Here is a 15,399-nt window from a genome sequence, read left to right on the forward strand (position 1 = left end):
TACAGGAGGGCGTTTTGGAAATCCAGCCCTTTTAAACAATTTCTGCCAATGGGTGAAACGGCAGCCCGTCGGCCAGCCAGCCGTTCATGCCCGCCGGGCACGCCGCCAGTGCTGCAGCGGCGGCGGCACGGTCGGCAAAGCTGGCGAAGACGCAGGCGCCGGAGCCGGTCATCATCGCCGTCGGCGATTGGCGGCGCAGCCAGTCCAGATGTTCGGCAACGGCCGGAAAGCGGGCGCAGGCGACGGCTTCCAGGTCGTTGTGGCCGTCGCCCGGACGCCAGTCGGCGGGGCGGATGGCCGGCGTGTCGCGGCGCAGTTCCGGGGCGCCGAAAATGGCCGCGGTCGGCACCTGGACCTCAGGGTGAAGCACCAGATAGGTGGCCGGCGGCAACTCGACATCGGTGAAAGCCTCGCCGACGCCCTCGGCGAAGGTGTTGCGGCCATGGACGAAGACCGGCACGTCGGCACCCAGCGTCAGGCCCAGGCGCTCCAGTTCGGCGCGGGGTACCTGGGTCTGCCACAGGTGGTTGAGGGCGAGCAGCACGGTGGCGGCATCCGATGAACCGCCGCCCAGACCGCCGCCCATCGGCAGGCGCTTGTCGAGATGGAGGGTGGCGCCCTGCCGGCAACCGGTGTGTTGCTGCAGCAGGCGGGCGGCGCGCACGGTCAGGTCGCTGTCGGCCGGGACGCCGGGAATCGGCGTTGCCAGTTCGATGCGGCCGTCGCTGCGCGGCGAGAAGCGCAGGGTGTCGCAGCGATCGATGAAGCGGAATACGGTCTGCAGCAGGTGATAGCCGTCGGCGCGGCGGCCGACTACGTGCAGGAAAAGATTGAGTTTGGCCGGTGCCGGCCAGTCGCTGTTCCAGTCCCGGTGGGTCACGGTTGGGTCTTCCATGTTTCGATGCGCAGTCGCAATTCGATATTGTGGCCCGAGGCCTGCAGTTGTTGCGGCAGCGCATCGGGGTTGTCGTCGCCGTAGCGGTATTCGATCAGCCAGCCGTCCTCCTGCAGGCGCAGCGGCCGGCTGTGAGCGTCGCGTTCCAGCGTGCCGGCCGGTGCTGCCCGGCCGAGCAGCCAGGCCGGCAGGCGGCTGAGCGGCAGCGGCTGGCCGGTGGCCTCGGCGAGCAATTGATCGGGCTCTTCGGCCTGGTAAACCTTGCCGTCACCGGTGCGCAGCACGGCGCGGCCGGGCGCGGCGTCGATTTCGGCCAGGCCGATGCCCAGCGGATTGGCCAGCAGTACGCGGTCCATGCCGTTTTCGTGCGTCCAGTTCAGGCGGCCACCAGCGGATTCCTGGCGGCCGTCGGGCTGGGTGAGTTTCAAGGCGAAGCGCGCCTCGATGGCGAAATCCTGCAACGCATCGCGGGCCGGCAGCGGCTGGATGGGTGCCGGCGCGCAGCCGGCCAGCAAGGCAAGGCCGAGCAGGCCGGCGAACAGTCGCTTCAAGGCAGAAATTTCTGGATGACGGCGTTCAGTGCGGCGTTGCCCGGATGCTGGCTGCGCGCGTCCTGCCAGACCTTGCGCGCTTCGTCGCGGCGGTCGAGTTGCCACAGGACTTCGCCGAGGTGGGCAGCGATTTCCGGGTCGGCCTTGAGCTGGTAGGCATTCTGCAGCGTGGTCAGTGCCTCGGCCAGCTTGCCTTGGCGATACTGCAGCCAGCCGACACTGTCCATGATGAAGGCGTCTTCCGGCGCCAGGGCGATGGCCTGGGTGAGCAGGACGGCAGCCTCGTCGAGGCGGATGTTGCGGTCGGCGTAGGAATAGCCGAGCGCATTGAGGGCGTGCGGATGCTCGGGGTGCAGCTTGAGCAGGTGGCGCAGGCGGGTTTCCATCGCGTCGTGGCGGCCCAGGCGTTCGGCGGTGAGCGCCGCGTCGTAGAGCAGTTCGGGGTCGTTGGGCGCGCCCAGCAGGGCCTTCTCGAGGGCGGCGTAGGCGCCGGCCTCGTCGCCGCTTTCGCGCAGTAACTGGGCTTCGGCCAGCGCCAGCTGGGTACGTTCGCCGGGGGTGGCGCCGCGTGTCTGGCGCAGCAGGGCGATCGCTTCGTCGCGCTTGCCCTGGCTGAGCAGGAGGATCGCCACCCGGCTGCGGGCAGCGATGTAACGCTCGCCGGCAGTGACCTGGCGGAAATGGCCGATGGCCTGATCCGGCTGGCCGGCTTCCTGGGCGATCTGGCCGAGCAGGTAGTGGATGCCGCTCTTGTCGGGATAGTCGGTTTCCAGCAGATGGGTCAGTTGTTGACGGCCACTGTCGCGGTCACCGGCCTGCAGCGCGAGGATGGCTGCCGGATAGAGGACCGAGGGTTCGTCCGGGTAATCCTTGAGCAGGCGCTGGTACTGCTGGCGGGCTTCGTCGAGGCGCTTCTCGGCAACCAGCATCTGGCCCAGCGCCAGGCGGGCGTCGCGGGCATTGGGGTAGCGTTTGACGAAGCGCGCCAGGTCGTCGATGCCGGTGCTGGCGTTGCTGCGGCCGAGCAGCTTGGCATGGGCGATGGCGGCCGCTTCCCAGTCGGGGCGCAGGCGCAGCGCCTGTTCGGTTTCGGCCAGCGCCCGGGTGGTGTCATTGGCGGCCAGTGCCGCCTGGGCCAGCGCGAAATGCGCTTCCGGCAGCTCGCGGTAGCCGGCCAGCACGCTGTCGAGCAGGTCGAGCACGCCGGCCTTGTCGGTGATCCGGGCGAGCATGCGGTTCAGGTGCAGCAGGTTGTTCGCCAGGTTTTCCTTGTCGGCTTCGAGCAGATTGGCCAGGTGCGGGCGCAATTGATCGAGCTGGCGGGTCTGGATCAGCAGCGCGACCAGCGACTGGCGGGCCGTGCTCGATTCAGGTTCGACTTCGAGCCAGAGTCGGACCAGTTGCAGTGCCCGGACGTTGTCACCGGCGAAGCCGGCGATCTCGACGGCCCGGGACAGGACTTTCGGGTCGCGGGTGCGTTCGGCCAGGTCGGCCCAGGCCTGCACGCTGAGGTCGACGGCGCCTTCGCGCAAGGCCAGTTCGCCGAGCAGGACCTGGAATACCGTGCGTCCGAGCAGGTCTTCTTCGGCGGATGGGGTGGCCGCCCAGGCCGGCAGGCCGAGGGCCAGGGTGAGGGCGACGACGAGTTGCTTCGGGGACATGATGGCTTTCCGGATGGCGTGCGTGTTTGAACGCATAATAACGGACAAGTTTGCGATGTTATTTGGGAATGCGCGGAGGAACAAGCAATGCCGGAATTGCCGGAGGTCGAGGTTTGCCGACTGGGGATCGCCCCGGAACTGATGGGGCAGCAGATTCGGGGTGTGGTCATCCGGGCACCGAAGCTGCGCCACGAGATTCCGCCCGGGCTGCGCGACTGGCTGCCGGGTTACCTGATCGTCGATGTCCGCCGGCGCGGCAAGTACCTGCTGATCGATTGCCGGCGTGAGGGGCTGTCGGGAACGCTGATCATCCATCTCGGCATGTCGGGCAACCTGCGTTTCGTGCCGCCCGACCTGCCACCGGAAAAACACGACCATTTCGACCTGATGTTGCCGACGCAGATACTGCGCTTCGCCGATCCGCGCCGCTTCGGCGTCATCCTCTGGCAGCCCGGTCCGCCGGCCGCCGCCGCCGCGCATCCGCTGATCGCCGTGCTCGGTCTCGAACCGCTGGCCGACGATTTCACGGCCGACTGGCTGCACGCCGCGCTGTCGCGGCGCAATGCGCCGGTCAAGCCGGTGTTGATGGACGGGCATCTGGTGGTCGGCATCGGCAATATCTACGCGTCGGAAAGCCTCTTCCGTGCCGGTATTTCCCCTTTGCGGTCGGCCAGCCGGATCAGCCGTCTGCGCTGCGGCGTGCTGGTCGATGCCGTGCGCGCAACCCTGTCGGCGGCGATTGCTGCCGGTGGCAGCAGCATCCGCGATTACGTGCATAGCGACGGCGGTGCCGGCTGCTTCCAGATCCAGGCCGGCGTCTATGACCGCGCCGGGCAGCCCTGTCTTCGCTGCGGCGGCGTGGTCCGGCAGATCCGCCAGGCCGGGCGCAGCACCTATTACTGTCCAGGCTGTCAGCATTGAAAGCCGGCGGCAAGCCGCTGAATTTATGCTAAATTGAAGTTCGGTTCTTCGCTGGGGTCGTTGCCATGTCGCTTGCCAATCAATTTGCCGCTTACACCGCGTGGCGTACGCTGCTGTCCAACGATATTGCCGAATTCCAGCGCTGGCTGGGCGACAACGAGTTGTCCGACGGCCAGATCGACCTGCGGCTCGCGCAATTGCAGGAGCGCCTGCGCGAAGACCGGCTGAATGTCGCCTTCGTCGCCGAGTTCTCGCGCGGCAAGTCGGAACTGATCAACGCCATCTTCTTTGCCGACTACGGCGACCGCATGCTGCCCTCGTCGGCCGGCCGCACGACCATGTGTCCGACCGAGTTGCTGTTCGATGGCAACAAGCTGCCGGGCGTCGAATTGCTGCCGATCCAGACCCGCGCCTCGAATTCTGGTGTCAGCGAATACAAGCGTTTCCCCGAGGAATGGACCACGCTGCCGCTCGACGTCGATTCGCCGGAAAGCCTGCAGGAAGCCTTGCGCCACGTCAGCGAAACCACCCGGGTGACGCCCGAGGAAGCCGGTCGGTTGGGTTTTGAGGTGGGTAGCGGCGAGGTCGACCTGTACCGCGTCGGTGACGACGGTCTGGTCGAAGTGCCGCGCTGGCGCCATGCACTGATCAATTTCCCGCATCCGCTGCTCAAGCAGGGGCTGGTCATCCTCGACACGCCGGGGCTGAACGCCATCGGTGCCGAACCGGAACTGACCCTGTCCCAGTTACCGAACGCCCATGCCGTGCTGTTCATCCTGGCCGCCGATACCGGTGTCACCCAGTCCGACCTGAACATCTGGAAGGAACACATCTGCACCGGCGGTTCGACCCGGCGCGGGCGCATGGTCGTACTCAACAAGATCGACGGCCAGTGGGACGAACTGAAGACCGAAGCGGAAATCGAAGCCGAGATTGCGCGCCAGGTGGATAGCTGTGCCTCCATCCTCGATCTGCCGACCTCGCAGGTGTTCCCGGTTTCCGCCCAGAAGGGGCTGGTGGCCAAGATCAACGACGATGCCGACTTGCTGGCGCGCAGCCGCCTGCCGGCGCTCGAAGCTGCGCTGTCCGGCGAATTGATTCCGGCCAAGCGCGAGATCGTCTGCGAAAGTACCGAAAGCGAATTCGGCGACGTTGTCCGGCGCGTGCGCGCCCTGCTCGATTCCCGGCTCGACGGTCTGCGCGAGCAACTGGGCGAATTGACCGAATTGCGTGGCAAGAATCGCGGCGTCGTCGAATACATGATGGGCAAGGTCCGCGCCGAGAAGGAAGAATTCGAGGAAGGCCTGCAGCGTTACTACGCCGTGCGCAGCGTGTTTTCGACGCTGACCAACAACCTGTTCGCCCATCTCGGCATGGATCGCCTGCGCCAGCTGACTGGCGAAACGCGCGCCACCATGCTCGAAGCCACCTTCTCGCGCAGCTTGTCAGCGGCAATGCAGTCGTTCTTCGTTCAGTCGCGCAAGGCCTTGAGCGATTCCGGCAACGAGGTCCGCGAAATCCTGGCGATGATGGACGCGGTCTATCGCAAGTTCTCCGTCGAACACGGGCTCAAGCTCGGCTCGCCGGCCAGTTTCTCGCTGCTGCGTTACGAAAAGGAAATCGACCGTCTGGAAGCCTGGTGCGACAGCCACCTGAACACCATGGTCTCGCTGTTGACGCACGACAAGAAGAACATCACGCAAAAGTTCTTCGAAGAAGTCGCCATCCAGGTCCGCCGTGCCTTCGAACGTGCCAACCGCGATGCCGAGGCCTGGTTGCGGGCGATCATGGCGCCGATGGAAACCCAGGTGCGCGAGCACCAGATCCAGTTGAAGCGCCGCCTGGAAAGCATCAAGCGCATCCATCAGGCGACCGATACGCTGGAAGACCGGATCAGCGAACTCGAAAGCGTCGGTCAGGTGCTCGAACGGCAACTGGCCATGCTCGACGACATCGACTTCCGCGTCCGCGACCTGATGTCGCCGGAACAGATGGAAGAACTTCGCGCCGCCTGAACCCGGCGGTTAACGCAAAAAAGCCCACGACGCGAATCGTGGGCTTTTTTACGTGATGCTGCTCAGGGGCGCGAGTTGCCGGTCAGCTTCTCGTACTTGGTCCAGAGCTGGTCCTCGGATTCCTCGTGGCTGGGATCCTTGGGGATGCAATCGACCGGGCAGACTTGCACACATTGCGGTTCGTCATAGTGGCCGACGCATTCCGTGCACTTGGCCGGGTCGATCACATAGATCTCTTCGCCCTGGGAAATGGCCTCGTTCGGGCATTCCGGTTCGCACACATCGCAATTGATGCACTCGTCGGTAATCAGCAGAGCCATGACTCTAGTTCCTCTCTCGTTTAAGCAGTGGTTGTTGCCCGCAGGCGCTTTTCTACAGAAGGATGGACGAATTTTCCTACATCACCGCCCAGGCGCGCAATTTCCCGCACCATCGTTGCGGAAATGAACATGTATTGCTCGCCCGGGGTCAGGAACACCGTTTCGACCTCGGGATAGAGGCTGCGGTTCATTCCGGCCATCTGGAATTCGTATTCGAAGTCGGACACGGCGCGCAGTCCGCGCACGATCACCTTGGCACCCATCTCATGAACGAAGCTCATCAGCAGGGTGTTGAAGCCGACGATCTCGATGTTGGGCAGGTCGCCGACCACCTCGCGCGCCATGTCGACCCGGTCGGCCAGCGTGAATCGCGGCTGCTTGGAAGGGCTCTCGGCAATCGCCAGGATCAGCTTGTCGAACAGGGTTGCGGCCCGGCGCACCAGATCCTCGTGGCCCCGGGTGATCGGGTCGAAGGTGCCGGGGTAGATCGCTACGCGGTGGTTAAGTTTGTTCAATCCGTCGCTCGCCGCAACAAGTGGTAATGGACGCCGCCGGCCTTGCCGTGGCGTGTGGTGCGCCACCCGGCGAGCGAATCGATTTCGTGTTCCGCTTCGACGTACAGCGCGCCATCCGCTTTCAGGGCCTTGTCCAGCAGCGGCGCCAGGCGCGGCAGCCAGCCCTTGTGATAAGGCGGGTCAAGAAAGATCAGGTCGAACGCGTCGTGCACCGAAGCCAAGCATTGTAGCGCATCCCCGCGCCTGATCTCCACGCTGGCCGGCTTATGGAGCAATTCGTGGTTTTCATGCAACGCCGCCAGCACGCGCGGTGAATTCTCGATCATCAGCACGCGGGTGGCACCGCGCGAGGCGGCTTCGAAACCGAGTGCGCCGCTGCCGGCAAACAGATCGAGGCAGTGCCAGCCGTCGAGTTCCTGACCGAGCCAGTTGAACAGCGTTTCGCGCACGCGGTCCGGCGTCGGCCGCAGACCCTCGCTGTCGGGAAAGCGCAGGACGCGGCGGCGGAACTCGCCGCCGACGATACGCACCGAATTCACTCTGCCGCCACCGTGACCGTGACCATATTGCCGAGGCGGACATGGCGGGCGAAAGCCGCCCGTACCTCGTCGGCGGTGACCGCCTCGACGCGTGCCCGGTAATGATCGAGATAATCGAGCGGCAGGCCGTAGAAGCCGATCACGGCGATGTTGCCGAGCAATTTGGCATTGCTGTCCAGGCGCAGCGGGAAGCCGCCGGAGAGATTGGCCTTGGCCGCGACCAGTTCTTCCTCGGTCGGTCCCTTGGCGACGAAATCGCCGACCACCTGGCGGACCACCTTGATCGCTTCCCTGGCCTGCTTGCGCTGGGTCTGCAGGCCGATCTGGAAGGGGCCGGTCTGGCGCATCGGGGCAAAGTAGCTGTAGATGCTGTAGACGAAACCGCGCTTGTCGCGGACTTCCTGGACCAGGTGCGAGACGAAGCCGCCACCGCCGAGGGTGTAGTTGCCGACCAGCAGCGGGAAGAAATCGGGATGCCCGCGCTCGATGGCCGGCAGGCCGAGATAGATGTGGGCCTGGCTGGCCGGGTGCGCCAGCGCCACCGTGCGGGCGCGGGCGGTGCCCGGCGGCTTCGGCAGGTCCGGCGGGGTGCCGGCCGGCAGGGCCAGGCTCAATTGCTCGGCAATGGTTTCGGCTTCGGCCCGCGTCAGCTGGCCGACCATGGCGATGCTGGCGTTGCCGGCGGTGTACAGACGCCGGTGGAAATCGACCAGATCGTCGCGGGTCAGCGTTGCCACGCTGTCCGGCGTCGCCTGGCGACCGTAGGGGTGATCCGGGTACAGCGCTTCCCAGAAGGCCTTGCCGGCGATGCTGTCGGGGCGGGTCATCGCATCCTTGAGGCTGGCGATGGTGCGGGCCTTTTCTCGCTCCAGGATGGCGGCGTCGAAATGCGGCTGGCGCAGCACGTCGGTGAGCACGGCAAGCGCCGCTGGCAGCTTGTCGGCGGCGGTCAGGGTGCGCAGCGAGAGGCTGGCGCGGTCGGTGTCGGCGCCGCCGCCGAGGCGGGCGCCGAGGTCGGCCAGCTGCTCGGCGATTGCCGTTTCGTCGCGCTCGCCGGCACCGAGGTCGAGGATGCCTCGGGTCAGTGCGGCCAGCCCGGCCTTGTCGGCCGGATCGAACATCGAGCCGGCGGCGAAGTCGATCTGCACGTCGAGCATGGGCAGCGCCGGTGCGGCCGAGAAGTAGACGCGGGTGCCGTTGGTTGTCGTCCAGTGTTCAATGGCAACGCCGGCCAGCGCCGTCTGGGCGGCAAGGAAGGTGATGGCTGCGGTGAGCAGTCGTTTCATGGCGGATTCCCTCAGTGACGGGTGGGGACGCGCTGGCGGCGCGGCAGGCCGTCCAGCGGTTGCGGGTCGAGGATGCCGATGGTCAGCGCGTCGTCGTCGAAATATTTTTTCGCAGCCGCCTGCACATCGGCGGCGGTGACCTGCTGCAGGCGGTCGATCATGATGTCCACGTCCTTCCACGACAGGCCGATGGCTTCCATCTGGCCGATTTCCATGGCCTGGCCGAACACCGAATCGAGCTTGTACACCTGGCTGGCGACGAGTTGCGCCTTGGTCCGCTTCAATTCCGCCTCGCTGACGCCTTCCTGCTGGATGCGGGCGATCTCGGCGCGCAGCGCGGCTTCCAGTTCGGCGACCGTGCGCCCTTCCGACGGGCTGCCGTAGAGGTAGATCATGCCCGGGCCGCGCGCCGTGCTGTCGTAGCTGACGCCGGCCGAAATGGCCAGCTTGTCCTCGCGTACCAGTTTGCGGTTGAAGCGGGCGGCGTCGTGGCCGTCGAGGATGCCGCCGAGGATTTCCAGCGCGTAGGGATCGCGGTCGGTCGTCGGGTTGCGCAGGATCGGCGCCTTGTAGCCCATGATCAGCACCGGCAGTTCGGCTGGTCCCTTGGTCGTCAGCTGGCGCGTGCCTTCCTGGCGCGGCTCGACCTGCGCCTTGCGTGCCGGCAACGGGCGGGCCGCCAGGGCGCCGTAATGCTCGCGGGCCAGGGCGAAGACTTCCTGATGGTCGACGTCGCCGGAGACGACGACATACGCGTTGTTGGGCACGTACCAGGTGTCGTACCAGGCGCGGGCGTCTTCGGCGGTCATGTTCTCCAGGTCGTTCATCCAGCCGATGATCGGCCGGCGATACGGGTGGGCCTGATAGGCGACCGCGTTCATCTGCTCGAACAGCTTGGCCTGCGGGTCGTCGTCGGTGCGCATGCGGCGCTCTTCCATGACCACCTTGATCTCCTGGGCGAATTCCTTGGGATCGACAGTCAGGTGACGCATGCGGTCGGCCTCCAGGGCCATCATCTCGGCCAGCCTTTCGCGCGGAATCTGCTGGAAATAGGCCGTGTAGTCGCGGCTGGTAAAGGCGTTGTCGCGTCCGCCGGCGGCGGCCACGCGCTTGTTGAACTCGCCCGGGCCGACCGTCGGCGTGCCCTTGAACATCATGTGTTCGAGCACATGGGCGACGCCGGAGGTGCCATCGACCTCGTCCATGCTGCCGACCCGGTACCAGACCATGTGCACCGCCGTCGGTGCACGCCGGTCTTCCTTGACGATGACCTTGAGGCCGTTGTCGAGCGTGGTTTCGTAGGGGTTGGCGAGGGCTGCGGAGAACAGCCACGGGGCCAGCAAAACGGGAAGCAGGTGTCGCATGATCATGGGAAGTGGGGGCTTTCTGCTAGAATCCAAGGCTGTTTCTGCATCGATCCGGACGGCATCTTAACGACTGAGCGTCCGCCTGTCAGCAAGGCCTGAGACCTTAACATTCATGTTCAGTTTCCTGAAGAAATCCACGTCGGCCGCCCAGCCCGACGCCACGCCCGAAACCCCGGCCCCGGCTTCCTGGCGTGAACGCCTGTTCAAGGGCCTGGCCCGGACCCGCGCCCAGTGGGGCGGCAAGCTCAAGTCCATCTTCTCGCGCGGCAAGGTCGACGACGAACTGCTCGAAGAGCTGGAAACCCTGCTGTTGACCTCCGACGTCGGCATCGAGGCGACCACCCACCTGCTCGACGAACTCAAGAAGGCGGCCAAGCGCGACAAGCTGGAAACCCCGGAGGCCATCCAGCAGGCCCTGTCGGATGCGCTCTACGCGATTCTCGCGCCGCTCGAACAGGCGCTCGATGTGAGTACCCACAAACCCTACGTGATCATGATCGCCGGGGTGAACGGCGCCGGCAAGACGACCTCGATCGGCAAGCTGGCCAAGTATTTCCAGAGCCAGGGCAAGAGCGTGCTGCTGGCCGCCGGCGACACCTTCCGCGCCGCCGCTCGCGAGCAGTTGCAGACCTGGGGCGAACGCAACAACGTCACCGTCATCGCCCAGGAATCGGGCGATCCGGCGGCCGTCATCTTCGACGCCATTTCCGCCGCCAAGGCCCGCGGCATCGATGTCGTGCTGGCCGACACGGCCGGTCGCCTGCCGACGCAACTGCACCTGATGGACGAAATCGCCAAGGTTCGCCGCGTCATCCAGAAGGTCGAGCCGGAAGGCCCGCACGAAACCCTGTTGGTGCTCGACGCCAACATCGGCCAGAACGCGCTGCAGCAGGTCAAGGCCTTCGATAAGGCGATCAACGTCACCGGCCTGGTCCTGACCAAGCTCGACGGCACCGCCAAGGGTGGCGTCGTTGCGGCGATTGCCCGCCAGTGCCCGAAGCCGATCCGCTTCATCGGTGTCGGCGAGCAGATCGACGACCTGCGTCCGTTCTCGGCGCGCGATTTCGTGGATGCCCTGTTCGACCAATGATCGTTGCCAACAGCCTGACCAAACGCTATCCCGGCGGCTTCGAAGCCCTGTCCGGGGTCAGTTTCCGGATCGGTGCCGGCGAAATGGTGCTGATCACCGGCCATTCCGGCGCCGGCAAGACCACGCTGGTCAAGCTGATCGCCTCGATCGAGCGGCCGACTTCCGGCAGCCTGGTGGTCAACGGGCAGAATCTCTCGGCCTTGCGCCGTAGCGCCATTCCTTACGTGCGCCGCCATTTCGGCATGATCTTCCAGGACCAGAAACTGCTGTTCGACCGCAGCGCTCTCGACAACGTGATGCTGCCGCTGCAGATCGTCGGCCTGCCGCACCGCGAGGCCGTGCGCCGGGCGCAGGCGGCGCTCGACAAGGTCGGCCTGCTGGCGCGCGAAAAAGCCAACCCGATTGCCCTCTCCGGCGGTGAGCAACAACGTCTGGCCATCGCCCGCGCCGTGGTCAACCGGCCGACCGTGCTGCTCGCCGACGAGCCCACGGCCAATCTCGACAGCGCCTCGGCGCAGGACATCCGCACGCTGTTCGCCGATTTCCACCGGGTCGGCGTGACCATCGTCGTCGCCACCCACGACCAGTCGTGGATCGAGCATTGCCAGGGCAACGCGCTGCGCCTCGATCACGGGAGGGTGGTATGAGACGCTGGCTGTCACAACATCGCGCTGCCTTGGCGCTGTCGGTGCGCCGCCTGCTGGCGGCACCGTTCAACACCCTGCTGTCGCTGCTCGCCATCGGCATCGCGCTGACCCTGCCGGCCTTCGGCTACGTCGTTCTCGATAATCTGCGCGAACTCGGCCGTAGCGCCTCCGGCGTGCAGGAAATCAGCGTCTTCATGGAAGTCGGTGCGGCGCGCAAGGACATCGCCGAAATCGAAAGCCGCCTGCAGACCCTGCCCGGCGTCCGCTTTACCTTCGTGCCGCGCGACGAAGCGCTCAAGCGCCTGCAGAAAAGCGAGGAAATGGCCGAAATCGTCGCCAGTCTGCCGCGCAATCCGCTGCCCGACGCCTTCATTGTCGAGCCGGCCGACGCCTCGCCGGAAGCCCTCGACGTACTGCGTCAGGAACTCGCCAGTTGGCCGAAGGTCGCGCACGCCCAACTCGATTCGGCCTGGGTCAAGCGCTTCGACGCCTTCCTGCGGCTCGGCAAGCTGACCGTGCTGATGCTCGCCGGCCTGTTCGGCGCCGGTCTGGTGGCGGTGACCTTCAACACCATCCGCCTGCAGGTGCTGGCCCAGGCCGCCGAAATCGAAGTGGCGCGGATGATTGGTGCCACCGACAGCTTCATCCGCCGCCCCTTCCATTATTTCGGCGCACTGCAAGGCGTGCTTGGCGGGCTGGTGGCCAGCGGCCTGGTGTTTGCCGCCCTGCATCTGCTGGCCGGCCCGGTCGGCGAACTGGCCGCGCTGTACGGCGGCAGTTTCGTGCTACATGCGCCGGGGGTGCGGGAAATCGCCGCGCTCTGCGCCGCCGGAGGCATTCTCGGCTGGCTCGGCGCGCAGTTGTCGGTCAGCCTGTCGCTGCGCCGCTTCGACTGATCAGGCGCGGTCGGTTCGCGGCAGCGTGACGCGGAAGCGGCTGCCACGACCGAGTTCGCTGTCCACCTCGATGCGACCGCCGTGCTTGCGCACGATGTCGTAGGCCAGGGCCAGCCCCAGGCCGGTTCCCTTGCCGGCCGGCCGAGTCGTGTAGAAGGGCTCGAAAATGTGCGGCAGCACGTCGGCCGACATGCCGCAGCCGCTATCGATCACCTCGAACCACACCGTTTCGTCGTTGAAGCCGCTACGCACGGTGATCGTGCCGTGCTCGACAATCGCCTGGCCGGCATTGACCAAGAGGTTGAGCGCCACCTGGTTGATCTGCGCGCCGATGCAGCGCACGGGCGGCGGCTTGCCGAATTCGCGGGTCACCGTCGCCTTGTACTTCAGTTCGTTCCAGACCACGTTGAGCGTGCTCTCCAGCCCATGGTCGAGGTCGAAGTCCTCCGCGTCGCTCTGGTCGATACGCGCGAAATCCTTGAGGTCGGCGACGATGCGCCGCACGCGCTCGAGGCCGTCGCGCGATTCCTGCAGCAGGGCGGGCAGGTCGCCGCGCAGGTAGTCGTAGTCGAAGGCCGCGAAATCGGCCTCGCCGGCTTCGCCCCTGCGGCACTTGTCGAGCAGGTCGATCATCTGCTGGCCGTACTTGCCGAGCGTGCCGAGGTTGGAATTGACGAAGCCGACCGGATTGTTGATTTCATGCGCGACGCCCGCCGCCAACTGACCGATGGCCGCCAGCTTTTCCGATTGCAGCAACTGCCGGTGGGTCGATTCCACCTCGTCGATCTTGCCGGCCAGTTCGATCCAGCGCCGGCGCAACTGTTCCAGCAGCGCCCAGCCGAGCAGGGAGATCAGCAGGCAGGTCGCCAGCGTGCTCAGCAGCAGGTCGCCGCGATGCCGGCTGATCGCGCTATCGATCGGCGTGTAATCCTGGGTCACGCTGATGCCGCCCCGGATGTCGCCGACGCGGTAGCCCTGCACGGCATGGCAGGCCAGGCAGCTTTCCTTGACCACCAGCGGCGCCATGTAGCGCAATTGCCGGCCGCCGTCTTCGCTGCTCTCGACCGACCAGCTTTCACTCACTCCCTGCTCGAAGCGTTCCAGCTGACGGCTCTCCCAGGGATCGGCCTGGTTGGCCGGGCGGATCGGTTTCAGGCTGGTCAGGCGGAATACCGTCGAATCGTCCACTGCCGCCATCTCGCCGATCAGGCGGGTCATGTAGGCCGGATTGATCATCGTCATCGCCACCCCGTCGGTCGTCGTCACGTCGCGGTGAGGATGGTCGAGGTAGGGATTGGGCTGGATCTGCGGCGTGACCGGCACATAGACCCCGCCATGCGAGGAATTCCAGTCGCGCGTCAGCACCACCATACGGAACATGTTGCGCGCCCCCTCGATGCCGACAGCAGTGAGTTGCTGCCGCATATCGTGCATGTGCCCCAGAAAATACAGCGCGCTACCGCCGATCCACAGCAACAGCGGGATCAGCCACCAGCGACGCTGGTGGATGTAGCGGGGCACGCGATGCAGGGCGGGATTGCTGCGCTGGGCTTCCATCGTCTCGATTCCGGGAGTTGGCCCATTATGGCCGAACTGCCGGAAGGAGGACAATCGGGCGGTGCGGTCCGGAGAGGAAGGGGGCGATCAGCTATGTAGCGGGGAAACCGAGATTTTTACTCCGAGCGCGTGGAGTAATTTGAGCATTGTGTCGTACCGAGGCTTCGCCCCGGGCGTGAGCGCCTTGTACAGACTTTCTCGACCCAGGCCGGCATCTTTTGCAAGTTGGGCCATGCCTCGGGCACGGGCCACATCGCGTACTGCGGTCAGGAACACATCCGGATTGGCATCTTCCAATGCGGCGCTAATGTACGCCGCAATGGTTTCTTCATCGTCGAGGTAATCGGCGGCGTCAAAGGGGGCAAACTTGACCATGTTTTACTCCTTCTCCAAAGCCTGCGCCATCTCAATGGCGCGTTTGATATCGCGCTTCTGTGAGGACTTGTCGCCACCCAGTAGAAGCAAATAGGTTACCTCGCCGCGACGCGTGAAATAGACTCGATAGCCGGGCCCGAAATGCACGCGCATTTCAGATACCCCACCACCTACCGGCTCGCAGTCGCCAAAGTTGCCATGTTCGGCAGAGCGGATGCGGTGAACAATGCGACCGCGTGCCACTTTATCTTTCAGTGTAGCGAGCCAAGAGTCAAATTCATCGGAGCGATGAAAGGTGTTCATGTCGCTATATTGTATCCAAGTGGATACCGGTGCGCAATTTCGAACGTGACGTAGATGAACAGCCTGTCCATCTGCATCAATACATCGGCTTCCCGTCGTTCAGGTTCAGCCAGCCCTTGACGATGCGGTAGATGATCCAGACGGCGTTGGCGACGAGGATGAACCAGCCGATGGCGACCACGAAGAGGATGGCGCCGATGATGCCCCAGAGCAGGCCGAACCAGAAGGTGCGGATCTGCCAGCGGAAGTGGCTTTCGAGCCAGGTGCCGGCGACTTCGCCGCGTTTGATGTAGTTGATGACGATGGCGGCGATGGCCGTGATGCCGATCAGGAAGGAGGCGGCGTACAGGGCGTAGATGACGGTGGTCAGCGTCTTGGCCGACTTGTCGGCATCGCCGGTGGCGGGTGTGTAGTCCATGCGGTGCTTCCCCGGTGGTTCGTCCGGCAGTGCTGTCGCCAGG

General features: G+C 65.3%; 17 protein-coding genes. 5 read left to right on the forward strand and 12 right to left on the reverse strand.

Annotated elements, in window-relative coordinates; all coding sequences use genetic code 11:
- Positions 1 to 31: 31 nt before the first annotated feature.
- Genes ispE through G471_RS0107600 form a run of 3 tightly spaced genes read right to left on the reverse strand, consistent with a single transcriptional unit; the run spans position 32 to position 3,107 of the window.
- On the reverse strand, positions 32 to 895 hold the full coding sequence (gene ispE, locus G471_RS0107590) for a 4-(cytidine 5'-diphospho)-2-C-methyl-D-erythritol kinase (RefSeq protein WP_051295351.1): 864 nt from the start codon (positions 893 to 895) through the stop codon (positions 32 to 34).
- Entirely contained in the window at positions 877 to 1,446 is a 570-nt protein-coding gene (gene lolB, locus G471_RS17015; protein WP_051295352.1) for a lipoprotein insertase outer membrane protein LolB, read from the reverse strand. Before lolB ends, ispE begins: the two co-directional genes overlap by 19 nt.
- Positions 1,443 to 3,107, reverse strand: a complete 1,665-nt coding sequence (locus G471_RS0107600) for a tetratricopeptide repeat protein (protein WP_028994826.1) — start codon at positions 3,105 to 3,107, stop codon at positions 1,443 to 1,445. The genes lolB and G471_RS0107600 overlap by 4 nt, the downstream gene beginning before the upstream one ends.
- Before the next feature lie 87 nt (positions 3,108 to 3,194).
- Between G471_RS0107600 and mutM the strand changes: the two genes are divergently transcribed.
- Together mutM and G471_RS0107610 are read left to right on the forward strand one after the other, a co-directional pair.
- On the forward strand, positions 3,195 to 4,028 hold the full coding sequence (gene mutM / locus G471_RS0107605) for a bifunctional DNA-formamidopyrimidine glycosylase/DNA-(apurinic or apyrimidinic site) lyase (RefSeq protein ID WP_028994827.1): 834 nt from the start codon (positions 3,195 to 3,197) through the stop codon (positions 4,026 to 4,028).
- A gap of 65 nt (positions 4,029 to 4,093) precedes the next feature.
- Positions 4,094 to 6,043, forward strand: a complete 1,950-nt coding sequence (locus G471_RS0107610) for a dynamin family protein (protein ID WP_028994828.1) — start codon at positions 4,094 to 4,096, stop codon at positions 6,041 to 6,043.
- Positions 6,044 to 6,105: 62 nt separating this feature from the next.
- On the opposite strand, the gene G471_RS0107615 is transcribed toward G471_RS0107610, so the two are convergent.
- Genes G471_RS0107615 through G471_RS0107635 form a run of 5 tightly spaced genes read right to left on the reverse strand, consistent with a single transcriptional unit; the run spans position 6,106 to position 10,073 of the window.
- Positions 6,106 to 6,363: a YfhL family 4Fe-4S dicluster ferredoxin gene (locus G471_RS0107615; protein ID WP_028994829.1), complete on the reverse strand. Its 258-nt coding sequence runs from the start codon at positions 6,361 to 6,363 to the stop codon at positions 6,106 to 6,108.
- A gap of 20 nt (positions 6,364 to 6,383) precedes the next feature.
- Positions 6,384 to 6,878: a pantetheine-phosphate adenylyltransferase gene (coaD, locus tag G471_RS0107620; RefSeq protein ID WP_028994830.1), complete on the reverse strand. Its 495-nt coding sequence runs from the start codon at positions 6,876 to 6,878 to the stop codon at positions 6,384 to 6,386.
- Positions 6,875 to 7,417, reverse strand: coding sequence for a 16S rRNA (guanine(966)-N(2))-methyltransferase RsmD (gene rsmD, locus G471_RS0107625; RefSeq protein ID WP_028994831.1), 543 nt, complete (start codon positions 7,415 to 7,417; stop codon positions 6,875 to 6,877). Before rsmD ends, coaD begins: the two co-directional genes overlap by 4 nt.
- Positions 7,414 to 8,703, reverse strand: coding sequence for a M16 family metallopeptidase (locus tag G471_RS0107630; protein ID WP_028994832.1), 1,290 nt, complete (start codon positions 8,701 to 8,703; stop codon positions 7,414 to 7,416). Before G471_RS0107630 ends, rsmD begins: the two co-directional genes overlap by 4 nt.
- Before the next feature lie 11 nt (positions 8,704 to 8,714).
- Complete coding sequence (locus tag G471_RS0107635) at positions 8,715 to 10,073, reverse strand: M16 family metallopeptidase (protein ID WP_028994833.1); 1,359 nt, start codon at positions 10,071 to 10,073, stop codon at positions 8,715 to 8,717.
- Positions 10,074 to 10,182: 109 nt separating this feature from the next.
- On the opposite strand from G471_RS0107635, the gene ftsY reads away from it, so the two are divergent.
- The 3 genes from ftsY to ftsX are packed head-to-tail and all read left to right on the forward strand — an operon-like array spanning position 10,183 to position 12,703.
- Positions 10,183 to 11,160: a signal recognition particle-docking protein FtsY gene (gene ftsY / locus G471_RS0107640; protein WP_028994834.1), complete on the forward strand. Its 978-nt coding sequence runs from the start codon at positions 10,183 to 10,185 to the stop codon at positions 11,158 to 11,160.
- Positions 11,157 to 11,807: a cell division ATP-binding protein FtsE gene (locus tag G471_RS0107645; protein WP_028994835.1), complete on the forward strand. Its 651-nt coding sequence runs from the start codon at positions 11,157 to 11,159 to the stop codon at positions 11,805 to 11,807. The genes ftsY and G471_RS0107645 overlap by 4 nt, the downstream gene beginning before the upstream one ends.
- Complete coding sequence (gene ftsX / locus G471_RS0107650; RefSeq protein WP_028994836.1) at positions 11,804 to 12,703, forward strand: permease-like cell division protein FtsX; 900 nt, start codon at positions 11,804 to 11,806, stop codon at positions 12,701 to 12,703. The genes G471_RS0107645 and ftsX overlap by 4 nt, the downstream gene beginning before the upstream one ends.
- Here ftsX and G471_RS18295 read toward each other — a convergent pair whose 3' ends face one another.
- The 4 genes from G471_RS18295 to G471_RS0107675 form a co-directional block, all read right to left on the reverse strand.
- Positions 12,704 to 14,260: an ATP-binding protein gene (locus G471_RS18295; protein WP_051295354.1), complete on the reverse strand. Its 1,557-nt coding sequence runs from the start codon at positions 14,258 to 14,260 to the stop codon at positions 12,704 to 12,706.
- Positions 14,261 to 14,347: 87 nt separating this feature from the next.
- Positions 14,348 to 14,635, reverse strand: a complete 288-nt coding sequence (locus G471_RS0107660; protein ID WP_028994837.1) for an addiction module antidote protein — start codon at positions 14,633 to 14,635, stop codon at positions 14,348 to 14,350.
- A 3-nt stretch (positions 14,636 to 14,638) separates the two neighbouring features.
- The gene (locus G471_RS0107665; RefSeq protein ID WP_028994838.1) at positions 14,639 to 14,938 is read right to left on the reverse strand and encodes a type II toxin-antitoxin system RelE/ParE family toxin; all 300 of its coding nucleotides are present in this window, start codon (positions 14,936 to 14,938) and stop codon (positions 14,639 to 14,641) included.
- Between the two features lie 76 nt (positions 14,939 to 15,014).
- The gene (locus G471_RS0107675) at positions 15,015 to 15,356 is read right to left on the reverse strand and encodes a DUF4870 family protein (protein ID WP_028994839.1); all 342 of its coding nucleotides are present in this window, start codon (positions 15,354 to 15,356) and stop codon (positions 15,015 to 15,017) included.
- Positions 15,357 to 15,399 lie beyond the last annotated feature (43 nt).

Source organism: Azonexus hydrophilus DSM 23864 (assembly GCF_000429605.1).
In the GTDB taxonomy this organism is placed as follows: Bacteria; Pseudomonadota; Gammaproteobacteria; order Burkholderiales; family Rhodocyclaceae; genus Azonexus; species Azonexus hydrophilus.